The sequence below is a fragment of the Micromonospora krabiensis genome (assembly GCF_900091425.1).
In the GTDB taxonomy this organism is placed as follows: Bacteria; Actinomycetota; Actinomycetes; order Mycobacteriales; family Micromonosporaceae; genus Micromonospora; species Micromonospora krabiensis.
Genome location: NZ_LT598496.1, coordinates 5415801 through 5436449 on the forward strand (window position 1 = coordinate 5415801; position 20649 = coordinate 5436449).

The following is a 20649-nucleotide window of genomic DNA, read 5'->3' on the forward strand; positions in this document are numbered from 1 at the left end:
CGGCTTCGGGCAGCATGAACCCGACGTCACGGGCGGAGGTTCGACGCATGGCGGAACGGATCCAGCTCCCGACCGGGTGGGTGACCTTCGTGTTCACCGACATCGAGGGCTCGACCCGACTTGCTCAGCTGCTCGGTCCGGACTACCGCCCTGTGCTGCGCGAACACCGCCGGCTGCTGCGCCGGACGCTGGCCGGCACCGGTGGCGCGGAGCTGCTGACCGAGGGCGACTCGTTCTTCCTCGCCTTCGCCGACGCCGCCGAGGCGCTGACCGCCTGTCTCACCGCTCAGCGCGCGTTGGCCGGCCACGACTGGCCGAATCCCGATGCCGCGCCCCGGGTGCGGATGGGTCTGCACACCGGCTACGCGGAGCCGCGCGACGGCGAGTACGCGAGTCCCGAGGTGCACCGGGCGGCCCGGGTCGCGGCCGCCGCGCACGGTGGCCAGGTGCTGTGTTCGGCGTCCACGGCACGGCGGGCCGAGCCGCTGCCGTCCGGCGCCTCCCTGCTCGACCTCGGCCTGCACCGGCTGCGCGGCTTCGACGACCGGGAACGCCTGTTCCAGCTGGTCGCGCCGGGTCTGGAGCGGCAGTTCCCGCGCCCGCGTACGGCCGACGCGGTAGCGCACAACCTGCCCACCCAGGTCACCTCGTTCGTCGGCCGGGAGCCCGAGCGCGCCGAGCTGCGCCGGCTGGTCGAGGAGCATCGCCTGGTCACCGTGCTGGGGGCGGGCGGGGCGGGCAAGACCCGGCTCGCTGTCGAGCTGGCGTCGGGGGTCGTCGAGGCGTACCCGGACGGGGTCTGGTTCGTCGACATCGCGGCGGTGACCGACCCGGGACTGGTGGCGTTCGAGATCGCCGCGGTGCTCGGCCTGCGTCCGGAGCCGGGCCGTCCGATGGTGGACACCCTGGTGGAGTACGCGGCGGCCCGTCAGATGCTGGTCCTGCTCGACACCTGCGACGCGCAGCCCGCCGCCTCGGCCGAGGTCATCTCCCGGCTGCTCGCCGGCGGGCGGGGCGTGAGCGTGCTCGCCACCAGCCGGGAGTCGTTCGGCCTGCCGGGCGAGGTGGTGTGGCGGATCCCGCCGCTGTCAGTGGACCCGTGCGACGACGGCGCGGAGAGCGACGCGGTGGCGCTGCTGCTCGACCGGACGGCGGCGGCCCGGGGTGGCCGGCAGCCCGACCCGGCCGAGTCGGCCGACCTGCGTCGGGTGGTGCAGCGGCTCGACGGGTTGCCGCTCGCCATCGAGCTGGCCGCCGCCCGGCTGCGGGTGCTGTCGGTGGGTCAGCTCGCCGAGCGCCTCGACGACGTGCTGGGCACGCTGGACGCCGGCCGGGACGAGCCGGAGCCGCCGCCGGTGGACCGGGGCTGGATGGGCAACCAGCAGGACACCGTGGACCTGGTGGCCGCCGCGGCCGGCGCCACGCCGCCGACGCCGGCGACCCGGGCGGTGCAGCGGTCCGCCACCGAGCGGCACCTCACCATGCAGGCGACGGTCACGTGGTCGTACCGGACCCTGGGTCCCCGGGCCGCCCGGCTGCTGCGCTGGCTGGCGGTCTTCGCCGGTCCGGTGGACCTGGCGACGGTGGAGTGGCTGCTCGGCGACGACCCGCTCGATCCGCTGTCGGTGCTGGTGGACAAGTCGATGGTGCTGGCCGAGCCGCACGCGGCGGGGAGCACCTACCGGATGCTCGACCCGATCCGGGCGTACGCGGCGCGTCGGCTCGCCGAGGCGGGGGAGGAGCAGGCCGCCCGGAACCGGCACGTCGCCTGGTCCGCGCACGCGCTGGAGCGGGCGCACCTCGGCCCCGACGGTCGGCCGGTCACGCTCTCGCTCTACGCGCTCGACCCCCTGGCCGGCGAGCTGCGGGCCGCACTGCGCTGGTGCGCGACCGGGGGCAGCGCGGCGGCGGGGCTGCGGCTGGCCGGTGGCCTGGACCAGTGGTGGCGGGAGCGCGGGCTGGCCCGCGAGGGGCGACTCTGGCTCTTCCGCCTGTACGGGCGCATCGCGGAGACGGGGGAGCGGATCCCGGAGGCGGAGCTGGCGGCGGCGTACCACATGCATTCGCTGCACGCCGGCGCGGACGGTGAGTTCGCGGAGGAGCTGCGTTACTCGCAGCGGGCGGAGGCGGCGGCGCGGCAGGCCGGTGACTCGGGTCTGCTGGCCCGGGTGCTGGCGGGGCGGGCGGCGCCGCTGGTCGACATGGGACAGTTCGCCGAGGCCGAGCGGGTCTGCCGTGAGGTCATCGACTGGGCGCACAGCCAGGACGTGCTGCCGGACGCGCTGCTCGCCGTCTACATCCTGGCCGAGCTGCTGTGGCGTCGGGGCGCGCTGGACGAGGCGGCGGACCTGCTCGGTGCGGCGCGGCCGGTGGAGGCGACGCGCCCGGTGGAGCGGGGGCGACGCTCGGTCGACATGTTGCTCGGCATGGTCGCCCTGGCGCGCGGCGACCTGATCGCCGCGCACGAGCACCTGCTGGTGGCGCTGCGGTCGCGGATGACCCACGGCTTCCACGGTCGGGCCTGCGACACCCTGAACGCGATAGCGGTGCGGTGCATGGCCGGCGGTGATCCGCTCACCGCGGCCCGGCTCTTCGGCGCCACCCAGGCGACCCGCGCCAACCTGCGCTGCACCCCGGGCATCTACGGCGGCTACTGGGCCGACCAGCAGGCGGAGCTGCGGCGAATGCTGGGCGACACCGCCTTCGACGACGCGTACGCCGAGGGTGCCGAGCTGGGGCTCGACGAGGCGGTGGCGCTGGGGCTCGACGTGGAGCACCCGGACCTGGCGGCCGACTCGACGCGGTTCCGGACGACGCAGGCGCCCCCGGCTCCCCGGCAGGCGGCCCCGGAGTCGGAGCGCCGCCCGGCGGGTCAGACCGAACGTGCCTGAGACGGGCGGAGGGCCCGCCCGCCGGGCTCCCCGGCGGCACGGGCCCTCCCGGTGGTCAGGCGCGCAGGCCGGCGCGACGTTCCGCGTCGGCCTTCATCTTCGCGGCCCGCTCGATGTCGGCGGGGTCGACCGCCGCGGGTGAGCCGAAGATGCTGACCGCCTGGTAGTAGGTCCAGGCCAGGCTGAGGCAGGCCGGCCGGACGACCGAGTTGTACGTGGCGCAGACCCGCTTCAGGTCGGCGTAGAAGGCGTCGTCCAGGCGGGACTTGTTGGCGGAGAAGATGCCCATCGCCTTGTGGTTGCGGTACCCGAAGTCGTGCCGGTAGCAGGAGAGTTCGAAGCTGAACCCGAGCGGGTTGTCCGGGCTCGACGAGCAGTAGTCGGTCGACCAGTCGAACGCGTACTCCGACCAGGCGCCCTTGTTGAGCCGGCCCGAGTTCCAGGAGTTGTAGCTGCTGGCGCTGGTCTGCGTCCAGCTGCTGAGGACGGCGAGTTTCTGTTCGCGGCTGACGGCGGCGCTGGCGGGGGAGGCGAGGCCGAGGACGACGAGCAGCGCGAGCGTGCCCGTGGTGAGGAGGGTGGCGATACGTCTGGGCAGCACGGGGACCTCCGCAGGGGTGCGCGGGTGGGGGGTAAGTTACCGGCTGGTTACCGGTGCCCATGAGTGTCGATCAACTGACGTACGTAAATCTGTGGTCGGTGCCAACTATTGGTGACATGCGTTGAAACAGGCGAATGCCCCGGGCGCCAGGGGCACCCGGGGCATTCGGTGCGGTGGTGACCGACCTCAGTGGACGAGAGCCGGCGGGCTCGCGGAGCTCTCGTTGGCTAGCCGGTCGAGCGCCGTCACGTAGTAGGTGTAGCGCTGGCCCGGCACCGCCGTGGTGTCCAACCAGGACTGGGCGCCGCGACCCGTGGCCCGCACGGTGTCCACGAGGTGCGCCGCGTCGGCGAGGTCGCAGCGTCCGGCCGGCTTCGTGCCGTCGAGCCGGTAGATCGCGTACGAGGTGGCGGTGCCGAGCGGGCCCACGCCGTCGGCGGGCTGGCGCCAGGTGAGCCGGACCCCGTCCGCCTGCCGGTCGGCCCGCGTCACCACGGGGAAGAGCAGCGGCTTGGCCGGCAGGTGGGACATGGTGGGCACGAGGGCGGGGCGGGAGTAGTGCTCGGCCGCGTAGGTGTCGGTGGCGCCGAGCCGGTTGGCCCGCACCTGGACGGCCGAGAAGTGCACGTTGCCCAGCACCTCGGGGTGGGAGCGGTTGAGCGTCAGGTGGTCCGACAGTTCGCGGGGGTTCATCCAGAACGTGCCGTACGCCGGGTCGCCGCTCTTGTAGTCGGCCTGCCCGATGTACAACTGCACCCGTGTGCCGCGGACCGTCTCCGCCCACCACGGCACCAGGCGGGCGTAGTCGGCGGCCGGGTACTGCCCGATGTACCAGTAGAGCTGCGGGACGATGTAGTCGACCCACTCCTGCTTGACCCACTTGCGGGTGTCGGCCGAGATGATGTCGTACGACTGGCTGCCGGTGGTGTCCGAGCCGAGCGGGTCGGCGCTGGCGTTGCGCCAGATGCCGAACGGGCTGACCCCGAACTTCACCCACGGCTTCGCCGCCTTGATCTTGGCGTTCATCTCCTGGATCAGCAGGTTGATGTTGTCCCGCCGCCAGTCCGCCCGGTCGGTGAAGCCCCGGTTGTACGCCGCGAAGGTGGCGTCGTCCGGCACCTGGTGCGTGCCGCTCGGGTACGGGTAGAAGTAGTCGTCGAAGTGGACCGCATCGACGTCGTACCGCTGCACCGCGTCCATCATCGCGGTCTGGACGAACTCGCGGACCTCGGGAATGCCCGGGTTGTAGTAGAGCCGGCTGCCGGCCACGCCGGCCGGCGGATAGGCGAAGGTCCAGTCCGGGTGCTGCCGCGCCGGATGGTCCGGCGCGAGCTGGTCGAGGTCGGCGCCGGCGCCGCCCGGGGCCGGCATGGAGATCCGGTACGGGTTGAACCAGGCGTGGAACTCCAGGTTGCGCTTGTGCGACTCGGCGACGAGGAAGGCCAGCGGGTCCCAGCCCGGGTCCCGGCCCCGGACACCGGTCAGGTACTCCGACCAGGGCTCGTGCGGCGAGGGCCAGAACGCGTCGGCGGTCGGACGGACCTGGACGACGACGGCGTTGTGGTTCAGCCGCTCGGCGAGGTCGAGCCAGGCGAGGTACTCGGCCTTCTGCTGGGCGACCTGGTCCGGCGCGGTCTGGGAGGCCTTGCTGGGCCAGTCGATGTTGGTCACCGACGCGATCCAGAGCGCGCGGAACTGGCGCTTGGGGGTGGCCGGGTCGGTGACGCAGGTGGCGGTGGTGCCGGCGCCCTGGTCGGGCGCGGCGGTGGCGGGGGTGGCGACGAGGAGCGAGCCGAGCAGTGCTGCGGCGAGCCCGGCGGCTGCCAGCCGAGGTGCCTTCATGCGGTGTCCCTTCGTTGGGGCTCCCGGTTCGGGTGGCGGCCGCCTCGGCAACATTCGCCGCTGGCTATCTGCCGCTAGAAGGAAATTTTCATATCGTCCGTGCCGCGCGCAAGACCCGCGCCCCGGAACGCCCGGTCCATCCCGGTTCGGCCCGCCCGCCGGCCCGCTGACCGGTCGCCCCGGCACCGCCGGTCGCGATCACCCGATTGGCCCAGGACGTGGTGGTTGGCGCCGATGCGGACGGGGTAGCAACGCCGGTCACGGGCTGCCAGGGTGGCGGTCGCACGGCGGGAGGAGTGCGCGTGTCCGTGCTGCGTACCAAACCGATCAAGGACGTCCTCGCGCAGGGCGAGGCCGACGGCACCGACGGCCGGCCCGGCCTGAAACGACGCCTCGGCGCGCTCGACCTCACCGGGTTCGGCATCGGCATCGTGATCGGCACCGGCATCTTCACGCTGACCGGCATCGAGGCGCGGGACAGCGCCGGGCCGGGCGTCGTGATCTCGTTCGCCATCGCCGGCGTGGTCGCCCTGCTCGCCGCGCTCTGCTACGCCGAGCTGGCGTCCAGCGTGCCGACCGCCGGGAGCGCCTACACCTACGCGTACGCGACGATGGGCGAGATCGTCGCCTGGATCATCGGCTGGGACCTGCTGCTGGAGTTCGCGCTCGGCGCGGCCGTGGTCGCCCGCGGCTGGTCCGGCTACCTGGCCGAGCTGTTCAACCTGCCGACCACCTGGTTCGGCGAGGAGGGCAGCGTGGTCAACGTCGGGGCCATCGCGATCGTGCTGATCCTCGGCATCGTGGGCATCATCGGCATCCGGGAGTCGGCCCGGGTGACCAACCTGCTGGTGCTGGTCAAGGTAGCGATCTGCGTGTTCGTGGTGGTCGCCGGGCTGTTCTTCGTCAAGGCCGCCAACCTGACCCCGTTCATCCCGCCGTCCGAGCCCGCCGGGGCCGGCGACGACGGCATCAAGCAGCCCGTCACGCAGGCGCTCTTCGGTCTGGAGCCGTCCGTCTTCGGGTTCGTCGGGGTGCTCAGCGCCGCCGCCGTGGTCTTCTTCGCGTACACCGGCTTCGAGGCCGTGGCCAACCTCGGCGAGGAGACCCGCAAGCCCCGCCGCGACCTGCCGCTCGGCCTGCTGGGCACGCTGCTGATCTCCACCGTGCTCTACATCGGCGTCTCGCTGGTCGTGGTCGGCATGGTGCGCTACACCGACATCGACCGGGGCGCCCCGATCGCCTCCGCCTTCGAGGCGGTCGGCGCCGGATGGGCGGCGGTCCTCGTCTCCATCGCCGCGATCGCCGGCCTGACCAGCGTCATCCTCGTCGACCTGGTGGCCATGGGTCGGATCGGCTTCGCCATCGCCCGGGACGGGCTGATCCCGCCGTCGATCGCCAAGGTGCACCCGCGCTGGGGCACCCCGTACCGGATCTCGGCCATCATGACCGTCGGCGTCGCGCTGCTCGCCGGTCTGCTGCCGCTCTCCGCGCTCGCCGACCTGGTCAGCATCGGCGCGCTCTGCGCGTTCGTGCTGGTCTCCGTCGCGGTGCCCGTCCTGCGGCGGAAGCGTCCGGAGCTGGAGCGGCCGTTCCGGGTGCCGCTCTCACCGGTCCTGCCGATCGTCTCCGCGCTGGCCTGCTTCTACCTGATGCTCAACCTCTCGGTCGAGACCTGGCTGCGGTTCGCCGCCTGGATGCTGCTCGGCGCCCTGATCTACTTCGGCTACGGCTACCGGAAGAACCGGCTGGCCCGTCGCGAGGACGCCACCACCCCGTCCCCGCGCGAACCCGCCGCCACCTGACCCTTTCGTGGCCACCCGGTGCACGGAAAGAGTGGCTGTCCCGCGCGGGACAGCCACTCTTCCTGCTTGGGCGCGGGGCGTTACGGGCGCGGTTGCGGGGTGCCGGTCGGGCCCTTCAGCGTGGGCTTGCCGTCGGTCCAGACGACCTCGTCCAGCCACGTCTGCCGGCCCGGGTCGACGCTGCCCTCCTGGCCGGGCGGCCACGCGTGGTAGAGCAGCCAGGTCCGGCCGTCCTTGACCACCATCGAGGCGTGGCCCGGCCCGGACGCCGCGTCGTTGCTCCGCAGGATCGGGTTCTCCGGGGCCTTCACGCACGGCCCGGTCGGCGACTCGCAGACCGCGTAGCCCTCGGCGTACTCGGCCTTGTCGTAGGCGTTCGCCGCGAAGAAGAGGTGGAGCTTTCCGTCCTGCCGGTGGAAGAACGGCCCCTCGATCAGGGTGCCCTCCCACGGCTCGGTCTGCTTGAGCAGCTTCGTCGGCTCGCCGACCAGGCTCAGGCCGTCCTCGGAGAGGCGCTGCGACCAGATCCAGGTGTCCACCCCGATGGCGTTGCCGTCGTTCTTCCACAGCAGCCAGAGGCTTCCGTCGGTGTCCCGGAACGGGCTCGCGTCGATCGCACCGCCCAGCTCGGCCTGGCAGATCAGCGGGCCCGCCGAGTCGTCCCGGTACGGCCCCTGCGGCGCGCCGGCCACCGCGCGGCTGACGCACTGCCGCCCGGACTCCCGGCCGGCCACCGTGTAGTAGAGGACGAACCGGTCCGGCCCGAGCTGGATCGCCTCCGGCGCCCAGGTCTTGCCGGGGTCGGCCCACTCCGGCAGCTGCGGCAGCGCGTCGCCGGCCGGCGTCCAGTCGACCAGGTCGGGCGAGGTGTGCACCGGGACGTTGCGGCCGGCGGCGTTGGTGTGGAACAGGTACCAGGTGTCGCCCACCTGGATCGCCTGGGGATCGGGGGCGTCGGTACGGATGACCGGGTTCGTGAACATGCTCGCGTCGCTTCCCGTGCTCGTGGGGGTGGGTTCGTCGGCGCTGCCACCGGCGTCGCCGCTGCCGCAGCCGGCGGCGAGCAGCGCGACGGCGAGGACCGCCGCCGCGCCGCACCGCCGGAGGCTTCCGGCCGTCATCCCTTCAGGCCGCTGCGGGAGACGCCCTGGATGATGTGCCGCTGGGCGAGCACGAAGAGGATCAGCACCGGCACGCTCGCCAGCACCGCCCCCGCCATGATCACCGGGTAGTCGGTCACGTAGCTGCCCTGGAGCAGACCCAGGCCGGGCGGCAGGGTCAGCCGCTCCGGGCTGAACAGCACGAAGATCGGCCAGAGGAAGTCGTTCCAGTTGGTCAGGAACGACAGCACCGCCAGGGTGGCCAGCGCCGGCTTCGACAGCGGCAGCACCACCCGGTAGAAGATCTGCCACTGGTTCGCGCCGTCCAGCACCGCGGCCTCCTCCAACTCCTTGGGGAGGGAGAGGAAGAACTGCCGCAGGAAGAACACCCCGAACGCGCTCGCCGCTCCCGGCACCACCACCACGGCGAGGGTGTCGATCCAGTTCAGCGTGTCGACGATCAGGAAGTTCGGGATGATCAGCGAGGTCGGCGGGATGAACAGCGTCCCGACGATCAGCGCGAAGCTCACCCCGCGACCCCGGAACCGCATCCGGGCCAGGGCGTACGCGGCCATCGAGGCGGTCGCCAGCACCAGCACCGAGTGCAGGGTGGCCGCGAGCATGCTGTTGAGGAACCAGCGCAGCACCGGGTTGGCGGAGTTGTTCAGGATCTGCTCGTAGCCGTATCCGGAGGCCGGGTCGGGCAGCCAGGTCGGCGGGATCCGCTGGGCGCCGTCGTAGGTCTTCAGCGAGGTGATGACCATCCAGACCAGCGGTACGAGGAAGACCAGGGCCAGCGCCACGAGGATGGCGTAGAGCCCGACCCGCCGCAGCGTGTGCGACGGCGTGGTGGACGTGGGCGTCGTCATGGCGGGTCCCTCAGTCTTCCCGGTAGCGGAAGAGGCGGAAGTTGGCGAGGCTCACCACGGCCAGCATCAGTGCGAAGACGATGCTCATCGCGGCGGCCCGGCCGGCGTCGTTGTTCCGCAGCCCCTGCTCGACGATGTACCAGACCACGGTCCGGGTCTCCGTGCCAGGCGCGCCCTGGGTGATCAGGAACGACTGGCCGAACACGTTCGCCGAGGCGAGCACGGTGGTCGTCATCACGAAGAGCAGCACCGGACGCAGGCCGGGGAGCGTCACGTTCCGGAACCTCTCCCAGGCGTTCGCGCCGTCCACCTTCGCCGCCTCGTACAGCTCCGGCGAGATGTCCTGGAGACCGGCCAGGTAGATCACGGCGTTGAAGCCGGAGGTCCACCAGACGGTCACCCCGACCAGCGACACCCAGGCCCACGGCACGTCCGTCACCCACGGTGTGTCCGACGGCAGGCCCACCACGGCGAGCAGGCGGTTGACGAGACCGAGGTTGGCGTCGAGCAGGAACCGCCAGAGCAGACCGATCACCGCGACACCGAGCACGTACGGCGCGAAGTAGACGGCCCGGAAGAACGTCCGGCCCGGGAACGAGCGGTTCAGCAGCAGCGCCAGCCCCAGCGGGACCACGACCAGCAACGGTACGGACAGCACCGTGAAGATCGCGGTGGCGCGGATGCTCTGCCACCAGTCCCCGTAGACCGCCGAGTCGCTGGAGAACAGCTCCTTGTAGTTGTCCAGCCCGACGAACGGCCGGTTCGGCAGCTGGAAGTCCCACTGGTGCACGCTCAGCCAGAGGCCGAGCACGATGGGCAGCAGGCCGAACACCCCGAACAGAACCAGGTAGGGGGCGAGGAACAGGTACGGCGTCGCCCGACCGGTCCGGTTCGCCGAGGTGCGTCGGCGGGCGGCACTGGCCGCCGGGGGCGGCGCGTCACCGCGCGCCGCCCCGACCTCGATCACGTCCGCCACGGAGAATCAGCTCCCGTACTTCTTGCGGTTGTCCTCAAGCTGCTTGTTGGCCTTGGCCACGCCGTCGTCGAGGGCCTGCTTGGGCGACTTCTTGCCCAACACGGCCTCGTTGAACGAGTTGTAGAAGGTCGTGAGGACCTCGCCCAGGCCCGGGGTCGCCGGCGGGAAGGCCGCGTAGTCCAGCTCGGGGGCGAGGGCGTTCACCTCGGTCAGCGCCTTGAAGTCGGCGCCGTCCCGGACGGTCTTGCGGGCCGGCACCTGGCCGCCCTTGGCCCAGTCGAGCGAGTGCTCGCTGAGCCAGTTGATGAAGACCTTGGACGCCTGGACCTTGTTGGCGTTGTTCGCCCGCTGCTTCACGATCGTGAAGTTGTGCGAGTTCGCCCAGACGGCCGGCTTGCTGCCGATCTGCGGCAACGGTGCCACGCCCCACTGGACGTCGGGGCTCTTCTTCAGGTCGTTGATCTGCCAGATGCCGTTGAACGTGAAGGCGTTCTTGCCGCTCTTCAGGGCGAGGTACTCGGCGTCCTGGCCGACGTTCGACGGGGAGTGCCCCTGCTTGATCATGTCGACCATCCAGGTGCAGGCCTCGACCGCCGGGTCGGCGTTGAAGGTGGCCTTGTTGACCTCGGCGTCGAAGAGGCTGCCGCCGAACTGGTTGACCAGCGAGTAGAAGGACATGCCGCCGGTGAACTGGAACGGGCTGATCCAGAAGCCCTGCACGCCGGACTTCTTCAGCTCCGTGAGGGCGGCGGTGAAGTCGTCCCGGGTGGTCGGCGGCTTGTTCGGGTCGAGCCCGGCCTTCTCCATCACCGACTTGTTGTAGTAGAAGCCCAGCGGGTGCATGTCCAGCGGAATGCCGTACCGCTTGTTGTTGTAGATGCCGCCCTTCCAGACGGTCGGGGCGAAGTCGCCCTCGGTCAGCTCCAGCGTCTTGGCCACGTCGTCCAGCTCGGTGATGACGCCGCGGGCGGCGAAGGTGGCGAGCTGGTCCATGTGCATGACCGCGATGTCCGGGCCGTTGCCGCTGGAGGCGGCGCTCGGGAGCTTGTTGTAGTAGTCCTCCCACTGGTACGTCGCCACCGACACCGCGATGTTCTGGTGCTCGGTGTTGAACTGGTTCACCAGCGTCTTGAAGATCTCGCCGTCACCGCCGGTGAACCCGTTCCAGAGCTTCAGGTCCACCTTCGGGCCGGTGTAGTCCTTGCCACCGTTGCCGGCCGCCGGGCCGGAGGAGTCACTGCCGCCGCCACAGCCGGCCAGGGTCAGCGAGGCCGCGGCGCCGAGCCCGAGGCCGAGACCGAGGAGCCGTCGCCGGCTCATTTCGTTGTGGATCATGCTGTATCTCTCCTTGGGGGACGGGTTGAAGTGTGCCTGGTCAGGGCCGGTTACCGAAGCGCAGCACGTTCCAGGAGACGGCCGGCAGGCGCACCGAGCACCGGCCGCCGTCGAGGGTGGGGGTGTTCAGTTCCCGGGGCGTCACCTTGTCCGGTTCCGCCTCGGTGTTGGTCGCCTCCGGGTCGTCCCCGGCGGCGAGGCTCAGGTGTGACGAGGCGGACAGACCGGGCAGCCCGCGAAGGTCGAGCTGGAGTTCCAGGTCGGTGTCGCCCCGGTTGACGGCGAACACGGTCAGCTCGCCGGTCTCCTCGTCGTGGACGGCGACGGTGTCGAGCACCGGCACGTCCCCGTACTTCTTCGTCTCGTAGCGCGGCGAGATCGGCTCCGTACGCAGGACCGTGCCCCGGGAGTAGCGGGCGGTCAGCGCGAACGGGTGGAAGATGCTCTGCCGCCAGGCCGGTCCGCCGTTGCGGGTCCGGATCGGGGCGATCACGTTCGCGAGCTGCGCCTGCGCCGCCACCCCGACCCGGTCGGCGTGCCGCAGCAGGGTGATCAGCAGGTCGCCGACCACCACCGCGTCCACGGCGTTGAAGTCGTCCTCGATCAGCGCCGGGGCCTCGACCCAACCGCGCCGGTCCAGGTCGGCCTGGAGGCGCGCCTCGTACCAGACGTTCCACTCGTCGAAGGAGATCTTGAGCTTGCGGCGGTGCCGCTGCTTCGCCGCCACGTGGTCGGCGGTGGCGACGACCTCGGTGATGAAGTTGTCCATGTCGACGGCCGAGGCGAGCAGGCTGGCCCGGTCGCCGTCGGAGGGGTCGTAGTAGGTGTGCGCGGAGATGTAGTCGACGTGCTCGTAGGTGTGCTCCAGCACGGTCGCCTCCCAGGAGGCGAAGGTCGGCATCCGCCGGTTGGAGCTGCCGCAGGCGACCAGGCTGATCGACGGGTCGATCATCTTCATGGCGCGCGCGGTCTCGGCGGCCAGCCGGCCGTACTCGGCGGCGGTCTTGTGGCCGACCTGCCACGGGCCGTCCATCTCGTTGCCGAGGCACCAGAGCTTGACGCCGAAGGGGTCCTCGGCGCCGTTCTTGCGGCGCAGGTCGGACAGGTGGGTGCCGCCGGGGTGGTTGCTGTACTCCAGCAGGTCGAGCGCCTCCTGGACGCCGCGGGTGCCCAGGTTCACGGCCATCATCGGCTCGACGCCGGCCTCCGCCGCCCAGGTCATGAACTCGTGCAGGCCGAACGCGTTCGTCTCGATGGTCTTCCAGGCCAGGTCGAGCCGGCGCGGCCGGTCGCCGACCGGGCCCACGCCGTCCTCCCAGCGGTAGCCGGAGACGAAGTTGCCGCCCGGGTAGCGGACCATGGAGACGCCGAGCTCGCGGGTCAGTTCCAGGACGTCGCGCCGGAGGCCCAGGGCGTCCGCCTCGCGGTGGCCGGGCTCGTAGATGCCTCCGTAGACGCAGCGGCCCATGTGCTCGACGAAGGAGCCGAAGAGTCGCCGGTCGGCCGGCCCGATCGCGAACGCCGGGTCGATCGTCAGCTGCGCGGTCCGCACGGATGTCACCTTTCGTCGTTTCTGGTGCGCAGTGACCGCAGTCACCGCTCACCCGGTGTCCCTGCTTTCTACAACGTTGTAGGCAACGTTGTAAAGAGCTCGTTAAGCGGTAGAGTGCCGGTGGTTACAGCGGGAGGTTGCGGAGTGCGGCACAGGCTCAAGGACGTCGCCGAGCGCGCCGGCGTGTCGGTGAAGACCGTCTCCAACGTGGTGAACGGTTACGTTCACGTTCGGCCGGACACACGCGCCCGGGTCGAGGAGGCGATCGCCGAGCTCAACTACCGGCCCAACCTCTCCGCCCGCAACCTCCGCAAGGGGCGCACCGGGGTGATCGCCCTGGCCGTCCCGGAACTAGACATCCCCTACTTCGCCGAGCTGGCCCGCCACGTGGTCAGCGCCGCCGCCGACCTGGGCTGGACGGTGCTGATCGACCAGACCGGCGGTCGTCGCGAGCAGGAGCGGGTGGTCGCCGCCGGCATCACCGACCACCTGATCGACGGGCTGATCTTCAGCCCGCTGGCGCTCACCGCCGACGACCTGGCCAACCTCGACGGGACCCCGATGGTGCTGCTCGGTGAACGGGTCGACCACGGCCCCGCCGACCACGTCGTGATCGACAATGTCGCCGCCGCCCGGGAGATCACCGCGCACCTCGTCCGCCTCGGCCGTCGCCGGATCGCCGCCATCGGCTCCCAGCGCACGCCCGAGGGTGCCAGCGCCCGGCTGCGGCTCGCCGGTTACGCCGCCGCCCTCGACGAGGCCGGCATCGGCTACGACGAGGCCCTCGTGGCACCCGCGCCGGCCTGGCACCGCGCGGACGGCGCGGCCGCCATGCGCACCCTGCTGACCTCCGGCGTACGACCCGACGCCGTCTTCTGCTTCAACGACACCCTCGCGCTCGGTGCACTGCGGACGCTGCACGAGGCGGGCCTGCGGGTGCCCGAGGACGTCGCGGTGGCCGGCTTCGACGACATCGAGGACGGCCGGTTCTCGGTGCCGACGCTGACCACCATCGCACCCGACAAGGAGCGGATCGCCCGGCTGGCGGTCGAGCTGCTCGCCGACCGCATCGACGGGGACCGCACCGCACCGGCCCGCGAACTCTCCGCCCCCTACCTGCTGGCCCCCCGCGAATCCACCGAAGGCCGCTGACCCTCCCCGCCTCCCCGCCGCCGTCCGGGCTGGCCGCCGTCTGAGCTGGCCGAGCCCCGGTGATCAAGAGGTTCGCGTCAAGTTCGATCTCCGAACTGACGCGAACCTCTTGATCACCGCGATGGACCCCCGGGGGCGGTCGGGGTCAGTCGAAGAAGCGGGCCAGGTGGGCTCGGGTGGGCGGGTCGGCGTCGGCGGGGACCGGGGTCAGGTCGGCGAAGATCGAGGCCCCGTCGCAGCCCGCGTGCAGCGGGTACCAGCGCGGGGTGCCCGGCGGCCGCTGGAGACAGATCCCCTTGATCGTCTGCACGTCGAGCAGGCGTACGTGGGTCGGATCGGCCACCGCGTTCACGTGCCCCCACCAGGGGCTCATGACGTGCAGCACGCCGCCGGGCCGGAGCACCCGGTGCGCCTCGTCGAGCAGCGGCAGGAAGTCGATCAGGTGCTCCAGGATGTGCACCGCGAAGAACACGTCGACCGCGTCGTCGGCGAGCGGCAGCGAGCCGGAGAGGTCGGCCACCGCGTCCACCCCGGGCGCCGGGAAGATGTCCAGCCCCAGGTTGCCCGGCCACTGCTTGGTCGGCCCGCAGCCCAGGTCCACCACCACCGGGTCCCGCCCGGCCACCCGGACCCGGCACCAGACGCCGAACACCCCGGCCAGCCGACCGATCCGGTCCCGGACCAGCCGCAGCTCGGCGGGCTCGGCCACCTCGCCGGTGACGTGCGCGACGCCCCGGTCGAAGCGCACCTCCACGGCGAGGCCACGCAGCCGGTCGTCGTGGCCGACCTGATCGGCCCACGCCTCGGCGAGGAAGTCGTCCATCGCCCGCAACCGGTCCGCCGACGGCGGGGTCTGTGCCAACGCGACCACGGTCCACCTCCCGCCGCCCGTTACCCGCGTCGTCGCCGGGTATGCCCCACTATGGGAGGACGTTCCGTGGGGGTGCGTCGACACCGGGCGCCGACGGCGCGCAGGGGTGGCGGCGTCAGCCGCTGATGGTCCGGCGGGGCCGGCCGCCGGCCCGCATCCGCTGCCGGGGCGGTGGTGTGACGGCCTTGGGTCGCTTGAGGTGGTAGCGGTGCAGCTCGTTGTTGCCGGGCAGCGAGGGGTCCTCGCTCATCGCGACCAGTTCCCAACCCTGGTCGCCGGCCCGGTTCAGGTGGGCCAGCGCGGTGTCCCCGTACGGGGTGACGTCGACCATCGAGCCGTCCGGGCCGTACCAGACGAAGACGACCTCCCACCCGACGTCGGTCGTCGCGGCCTGGCGTCGCCGGACCAGCAGCGCGTACTCCCACTTGAGCATGGGGTCATTCTCACCCCGCGGGCCCGGATCGGCATGGATCAGTCTTCGGCGATCCGTCCCGCGTCGACGCGCAGCCGCCGGTTGGTGGTCACCGCGTCCAGCATCCGCCGGTCGTGGGTGACCAGCAGCAGCGTGCCCGGGTAGGTGGCCAGCGCCGACTCCAGCTGCTCGATGGCCGGCAGGTCCAGGTGGTTCGTCGGCTCGTCCAGCACCAGCAGGTTGACGCCCCGCCCCTGGAGCAGCGCCAGCGCCGCGCGGGTCCGCTCGCCGGGGGAGAGGGTCGCCGCCGGCCGGAGCACGTGCCCGGCCCGCAGGCCGAACTTGGCCAGCAGGGTCCGCGCGTCGGCCGGCGACAGGTCCGGTACGGCGGCCCGGAACGCGTCGATCAGCGGCACGTCGCCGAGGAACAGCCGGCGGGCCTGGTCCACCTCGCCGACCACCACCCCCGCCCCGAGCGCGGCGTGCCCGGCGTCCAGCGGGAGCCGCCCGAGCAGGGCGGCCAGCAGGGTGGACTTGCCCGCGCCGTTCGCGCCCGTCACCGCCACCCGGTCGGCCCAGTCGATCTGAAGGTTCACCGGGCCGAGCGTGAACGTGCCACGGCGTACGACGGCGTCGCGGAGCGCGGCCACGACGGCGCCGGCGCGGGGCGCGGCGGCGATCTCCATCCGCAGCTCCCACTCCTTGCGCGGCTCCTCGACCACCTCCAGCCGCTCGATCAGGCGCTCGGTCTGCTTGGCCTTCGCCGCCTGCTTCTCGGTCGCCTCGGACCGGAACTTGCGGCCGATCTTGTCGTTGTCGGTGGCCTTGCGCCGGGCGTTCTTGACGCCCTTCTCCATCCACGCCCGCTGGGTCCGGGCGCGGGCCTCCAGGCCGGCGCGGGTCTCCGCGTACTCCTCGTAGTCGGCCCGGGCGTGCCGGCGCGCCACGGCGCGCTCCTCCAGGTAGGCCGCGTAGCCGCCGCCGTAGTGGTTGACCTGCTGCTGCGCGAGGTCCAGCTCCAGCACGCGGTTGACCGTCCGGGTGAGGAACTCGCGGTCATGGCTGACCAACACGGTGCCGGCGCGCAGCCCGGTGACGAACTCCTCCAGCCGCTCCAGACCGGCCAGGTCCAGGTCGTTGGTGGGCTCGTCGAGCAGGAACACGTCGTACCGGCTGAGCAGCAGCGACGCGAGCCCGGCACGGGCGGCCTGGCCGCCGGAGAGCGCGGTCATCTCCTGCGCCAGGTCCACCCCGAGGCCCAGCTCCGCCGCGACCTGCTCGGCCCGCTCGTCCAGGTCCGCGCCGCCGAGCGCGAGCCAGCGCTCCAAGGCTTCGGCGTACGCGTCGTCGGCGCCCACCGCCCCCGCGGTCAGCGCCTCCGTGGCGGCGTCCAGGGCGGCCTGGGCGTCGGTCACGCCGGTGCGCCGGGCCAGGAACCCCCGGACCGTCTCCCCGGGTCGGCGCTCCGGCTCCTGCCGCAGGTGCCCGACGGTCGCGGTGGGCGGGCTGAGGGTGACCGCGCCGGCCTCGACCGGCAGCAACCCGGCGAGGGTACGCAGCAGCGTCGACTTGCCGGCACCGTTCGGCCCGACCAGGCCGACCACGTCCCCGGGGGCGGCCACCAGGTCCAGCCCGGTGAAGAGCGGGCGGTCGCCGTGCCCGGCGGCCAGGTCCTTGACGATCAACGTGGCGCTCATGAGGAGCCGAGCCTATCCGCCCGGACCGGCCGGAGAAGGAGCAGACTGCTCGGGTGGCGACCACACTGGCGATCGACTGCGGCGGCGGCGGCATCAAGGCCTCCGTGCTCGACGAGGCGGGCACGATGCGGACCCGCCCGCTGCGGGTGCCCACCCCGTACCCGCTGCCGCCCGCGCTCTTCGTGAAGACCCTGGTGGATCTCGGCGGCCGGCTGCCCACCGCCGACCGGGTGACCGTCGGCCTGCCCGGAATGCTGCGGCACGGCGTCGTGGTGACGACACCCCACTACGTCACCCGGGCCGGCCCGCGCACCAAGGTCGACCCGGACCTGCTCGCCGAGTGGTCGGGCTGGGACGTCCGGTCCGCGCTCGCCGACGCCTTCGGCATGCCGGTGCTGGCCCTCAACGACGCCGAGGTGCACGGCGCGGGCGTGGTCGCCGGCACCGGACTGGAGCTGGTCCTCACCCTCGGCACCGGGCTGGGCTGCGCGCTCTTCGACGGCGGGGTGCTCGCCCCGCACCTGGAGCTCTCCCAGGCGCCGGTGCGCTGGGGCATGACCTACGACACGTACGTCGGAGAGCCGGAACGCCGCCGCCTCGGCGACGGTTTCTGGTCCCGACGGGTCCGCGGGGTGGTCGAGGGCCTGCGCCCGGTGTTCCGCTGGGACCGGCTCTACCTCGGTGGCGGCAACTCGCGGCTGATCCGGCCGGAGCAGCTGGTCCGGATGGGCGACGACGTGGTGGTGGTGCCGAACACGGCGGGCATCGTCGGCGGCGTACGGGCCTGGGACCTGGCGGCGGCACGGCCCGCCGAGCGGTGACCCCCGTCACGATCCCGCACCCCGCCGGCGATCAATACGCCCCCGGGAACAGTCGCCGTCCTGCCGATGTTGTGCCAGCGTCGACACAGTGACGACAGCGACACGAGGGGGGTGGCCGAATGGATCTTCTGGCCGAGTACCGGCTGGCGACCTTGTACTTCGAGGCCGGTGACCCGACCGCAGCGGCCCGGCTGCTCGAGCCGATCATCGAGGCCGAGCCGGACAACGCCTCCGTGCGGCAGCTGCTGGCGCGTGCGTACTTCCAGTCCGCCCAGCTCAGCCGTGCCGAGGAGCAGCTGCGCACCCTGGTCGACCAGGACCCGAGCGACCACTACTCGCACCACGTGCTGGGCCGCACCCTGGAGCGGCTGAACCGGCACGCGGACGCGCTGCGGCACCTGCGGATCGCCGCGGCGATGCACTCCGCCAACGACGACTACGCGACGGCCCTGCGCCGGGTGGAGACCCGGGTCAGCGGCGGTCGCTAGTCCCCGCGGCAGCACGACGACGAAGGGCAGCCCTGGTGGCTGCCCTTCGTCGTCCGCGCGTCCGGGCCTCGGGCGCGCCTACGATGAACTGGTGAAGCTCAAGCTCGACCTCCACGACATCTTCAACAAGGGCCAGGACATCGACCGCGCGCTGCGCGGGATCATGGACGAGGCGGTCGCGAAGAAGGCCACCCTCGTGGAGATCATCCCGGGCAAGGGCTCCGGCCAGCTCAAGAAGCGCGTCCTGCGGTTCCTCGACCAGAAGGACGTCAAGCAGCTCTACCACCGGGTCGAGAAGGACTCGAAGAATTTCGGCCGCCTCTTCGTCCACTTCCGCTGGAAGTAGGAAACAACGCGGCGGTGGCCGGTTCCGTTCGGACCGTCGCCCCGATTCCGCGCGGCTCACAACACGGGACGTCGTAGCTCCCGCCGGCTCTGCTTGCAACCTTTTCCGACCGCTCGGCCGTCCAAGACGACGACAGGTACCCACGGCTGCTGAAGAGGGCGAGGGGTCAGCCGGCGCGGTGCGGGGGAGTGCGGCGGTGCGGCCGTCCTCCGCTGGCCACATCGTGCCCGTACGCGAACTCATCACATTGAGCCCCGTCGAAGGATCCGCATGTATTCACCTCTCGGTGCCGCGCGCCCTCGTGCGGGTGGTGACGCCCGTGCCCGGCGGCGAGGCGGCAGGATTTTCGCGCTGCTCGCCACGGTCGTGCTGACGGCGCTGACGACGGGCTGCCAGCGCACGCCCGCCGAGCTGGGCGGGTCGGAACCGGGTGTCACGCGGCCCGTCGGGGTGAGCTGGACGGACCCGGCGGCGCTGCTGCCCGCCACCGACCTGGGGCCGGGCTGGCGGGAGCGCGCGACCGCGCCGGAGCAGCCCCGGTGGCCGTGGGAGCAGGCCGACTGCCCCGCCTACCGGGCGGAGGACTACCGCGCCCAGGTGCACCGGCTGGACGCGGTCCAGCGCTTCTACGACCGGGCCGACGGGTCCGCGACGGCGCACCACATCGTCGAGGCGTACGAGCCCGGTTGGGGTGGGCCGGCCCTCGACGACGTACGGGCCGTGCTGCGGCGGTGCGCCGGCTACCTGGTGCTCGGGGCGCGTATGTCGTTCACCCTCGTCGGGACGCCGCCCCTCGCTGACGGGGCCCTGCTGGTGCGCGGGCTGATCGCGCACTCCGGATCCGCGCCGACGACCGCCTACTTCGTCGTCGTCCGGCGCGGGGACACCATCTCGACCCTCAACCTCCCGGATCCCGGGCACCGCGCGGCGGTCGAGGCGGTCGCCGCGAGGCAGGTGGCGCGCCTTGGCTAGTCCAGGTGGTCGGAGGGTGCCCCGGCGGTGGGTCCTCTCCTCGGGGGTCCTGGCCCTGGCGGGCCTCTCCTCGGCGGGTTTCGGCGTGGCCCGGCTGCGCGGCGAGGCGGAGGGTGCGGTGGCGCCGCCGGCCACCCCGTCGCCCAGCCCGAGCATCAGCCCGACACCGGACCGGTTGGCCATCGCGCGGGCCCGCATCGACGCGTACGTGCGGCGGGCCGGCGGCCGACTCGGCGTGGCGGTGCGGGACCTGGGCGGCAGCGCCGCCGCGACGGCGGGCACCCGGCGCTTCACGACTGCCAGCATCGTGAAGGTCGACATCCTCGCGGCCCTGCTGCTGCGCGAACAGGCGCGCGGCCGGATGCTCAGCTCCTCCGCCCGGCGACGGGCCAGGGACATGATCGTGTTCAGCGACAACACCGCGACGACCAGTCTGTTCCAGGAGATCGGCAGGGCCCCGGGCCTGACCACGGCGAACCGCACGTTCGGGCTGCGGGAGACCAAACCCAACGCCCACTGGGGCCTCACGACCACGACGGCGGCCGACCAGCTGCGGCTGCTGTCCACGCTGGTCGCGCCCGACGGCCCACTCGACCAGGCCCACCGCGGGTACCTGCTGGACCTGATGGGCCAGGTCGATGCCGACCAGCGGTGGGGGATCACCGCTGCGGCCGGGCCGGGCGCCACCGCGTACGTCAAGAACGGCTGGGACACCGCCAGCGACGACGGCAACCGGTGGATCGTCAACAGCATCGGCCGGATCACCGAGCCGGACCACGACTGGCTGATCGCGGTGCTCTCCGACCACCACCGGACCCGGGCGGACGGCATCCGGGTCGTCGAACAGGCGGCCACGTACGCGCTGCGGGAACTGCGCGCCGCGTCGTCCGGGCTCTGAGACGGCCTCGCCGGCCCGGTGTCG

At 72.2% G+C, this 20649-nt stretch carries 18 protein-coding genes; 8 read left to right on the forward strand and 10 right to left on the reverse strand.

Features of this window, described 5'->3' with window-relative positions; translation table 11 throughout:
• Positions 1-47: 47 nt before the first annotated feature.
• Positions 48-2891, forward strand: coding sequence for an ATP-binding protein (locus GA0070620_RS24855; protein WP_091594742.1), 2844 nt, complete (start codon positions 48-50; stop codon positions 2889-2891).
• Positions 2892-2946: 55 nt separating this feature from the next.
• Here GA0070620_RS24855 and GA0070620_RS24860 read toward each other — a convergent pair whose 3' ends face one another.
• Positions 2947-3489, reverse strand: coding sequence for a phospholipase (locus tag GA0070620_RS24860; RefSeq protein WP_091599335.1), 543 nt, complete (start codon positions 3487-3489; stop codon positions 2947-2949).
• A 189-nt stretch (positions 3490-3678) separates the two neighbouring features.
• A complete protein-coding gene (locus GA0070620_RS24865; RefSeq protein ID WP_091594744.1) occupies positions 3679-5334 on the reverse strand; it encodes a glycoside hydrolase family 10 protein in 1656 nt (551 codons plus the stop codon).
• A gap of 302 nt (positions 5335-5636) precedes the next feature.
• Between GA0070620_RS24865 and GA0070620_RS24870 the strand changes: the two genes are divergently transcribed.
• Positions 5637-7136 (forward strand): amino acid permease, encoded by a 1500-nt coding sequence (locus tag GA0070620_RS24870; RefSeq protein WP_091594746.1) that lies wholly within the window; start codon positions 5637-5639, stop codon positions 7134-7136.
• 80 nt (positions 7137-7216) lie between these two features.
• On the opposite strand, the gene GA0070620_RS24875 is transcribed toward GA0070620_RS24870, so the two are convergent.
• Genes GA0070620_RS24875 through arfA form a run of 5 tightly spaced genes read right to left on the reverse strand, consistent with a single transcriptional unit; the run spans position 7217 to position 12968 of the window.
• Positions 7217-8257: a glycoside hydrolase family 43 protein gene (locus tag GA0070620_RS24875; RefSeq protein WP_091594748.1), complete on the reverse strand. Its 1041-nt coding sequence runs from the start codon at positions 8255-8257 to the stop codon at positions 7217-7219.
• Positions 8254-9105: a carbohydrate ABC transporter permease gene (locus GA0070620_RS24880; RefSeq protein WP_091594750.1), complete on the reverse strand. Its 852-nt coding sequence runs from the start codon at positions 9103-9105 to the stop codon at positions 8254-8256. Before GA0070620_RS24880 ends, GA0070620_RS24875 begins: the two co-directional genes overlap by 4 nt.
• A 10-nt stretch (positions 9106-9115) precedes the next feature.
• A complete protein-coding gene (locus GA0070620_RS24885) occupies positions 9116-10081 on the reverse strand; it encodes a carbohydrate ABC transporter permease (RefSeq protein WP_091594752.1) in 966 nt (321 codons plus the stop codon).
• Positions 10082-10087: 6 nt separating this feature from the next.
• A complete protein-coding gene (locus GA0070620_RS24890; protein ID WP_091594754.1) occupies positions 10088-11416 on the reverse strand; it encodes an ABC transporter substrate-binding protein in 1329 nt (442 codons plus the stop codon).
• Positions 11417-11456: 40 nt separating this feature from the next.
• Entirely contained in the window at positions 11457-12968 is a 1512-nt protein-coding gene (gene arfA, locus GA0070620_RS24895) for an arabinosylfuranosidase ArfA (RefSeq protein ID WP_091594756.1), read from the reverse strand.
• Between the two features lie 144 nt (positions 12969-13112).
• Between arfA and GA0070620_RS24900 the strand changes: the two genes are divergently transcribed.
• A complete protein-coding gene (locus GA0070620_RS24900; RefSeq protein ID WP_091594758.1) occupies positions 13113-14120 on the forward strand; it encodes a LacI family DNA-binding transcriptional regulator in 1008 nt (335 codons plus the stop codon).
• A 145-nt stretch (positions 14121-14265) separates the two neighbouring features.
• Here GA0070620_RS24900 and GA0070620_RS24905 read toward each other — a convergent pair whose 3' ends face one another.
• The 3 genes from GA0070620_RS24905 to GA0070620_RS24915 form a co-directional block, all read right to left on the reverse strand.
• On the reverse strand, positions 14266-14991 hold the full coding sequence (locus GA0070620_RS24905) for a methyltransferase domain-containing protein (protein ID WP_091594760.1): 726 nt from the start codon (positions 14989-14991) through the stop codon (positions 14266-14268).
• A gap of 115 nt (positions 14992-15106) precedes the next feature.
• Entirely contained in the window at positions 15107-15424 is a 318-nt protein-coding gene (locus tag GA0070620_RS24910; RefSeq protein WP_091594762.1) for a hypothetical protein, read from the reverse strand.
• A gap of 38 nt (positions 15425-15462) precedes the next feature.
• Complete coding sequence (locus tag GA0070620_RS24915; RefSeq protein ID WP_091594764.1) at positions 15463-17100, reverse strand: ABC-F family ATP-binding cassette domain-containing protein; 1638 nt, start codon at positions 17098-17100, stop codon at positions 15463-15465.
• 53 nt (positions 17101-17153) lie between these two features.
• Between GA0070620_RS24915 and GA0070620_RS24920 the strand changes: the two genes are divergently transcribed.
• The 5 genes from GA0070620_RS24920 to GA0070620_RS24940 all read left to right on the forward strand — a co-directional run bounded on the left by GA0070620_RS24920 (position 17154) and on the right by GA0070620_RS24940 (position 20625).
• Positions 17154-17921 carry an ROK family protein gene (locus tag GA0070620_RS24920; RefSeq protein WP_091594766.1) on the forward strand — a complete coding sequence of 256 codons (768 nt, stop codon included), beginning with the start codon at positions 17154-17156 and terminating at the stop codon, positions 17919-17921.
• Positions 17922-18040: 119 nt separating this feature from the next.
• Positions 18041-18409, forward strand: coding sequence for a tetratricopeptide repeat protein (locus GA0070620_RS24925; RefSeq protein ID WP_091594768.1), 369 nt, complete (start codon positions 18041-18043; stop codon positions 18407-18409).
• Between the two features lie 91 nt (positions 18410-18500).
• On the forward strand, positions 18501-18755 hold the full coding sequence (locus GA0070620_RS24930; protein ID WP_088987488.1) for a Smr/MutS family protein: 255 nt from the start codon (positions 18501-18503) through the stop codon (positions 18753-18755).
• A 270-nt stretch (positions 18756-19025) separates the two neighbouring features.
• Positions 19026-19727, forward strand: a complete 702-nt coding sequence (locus tag GA0070620_RS24935; protein WP_157741705.1) for a hypothetical protein — start codon at positions 19026-19028, stop codon at positions 19725-19727.
• 16 nt (positions 19728-19743) lie between these two features.
• A complete protein-coding gene (locus GA0070620_RS24940) occupies positions 19744-20625 on the forward strand; it encodes a serine hydrolase (protein ID WP_091594771.1) in 882 nt (293 codons plus the stop codon).
• Positions 20626-20649 lie beyond the last annotated feature (24 nt).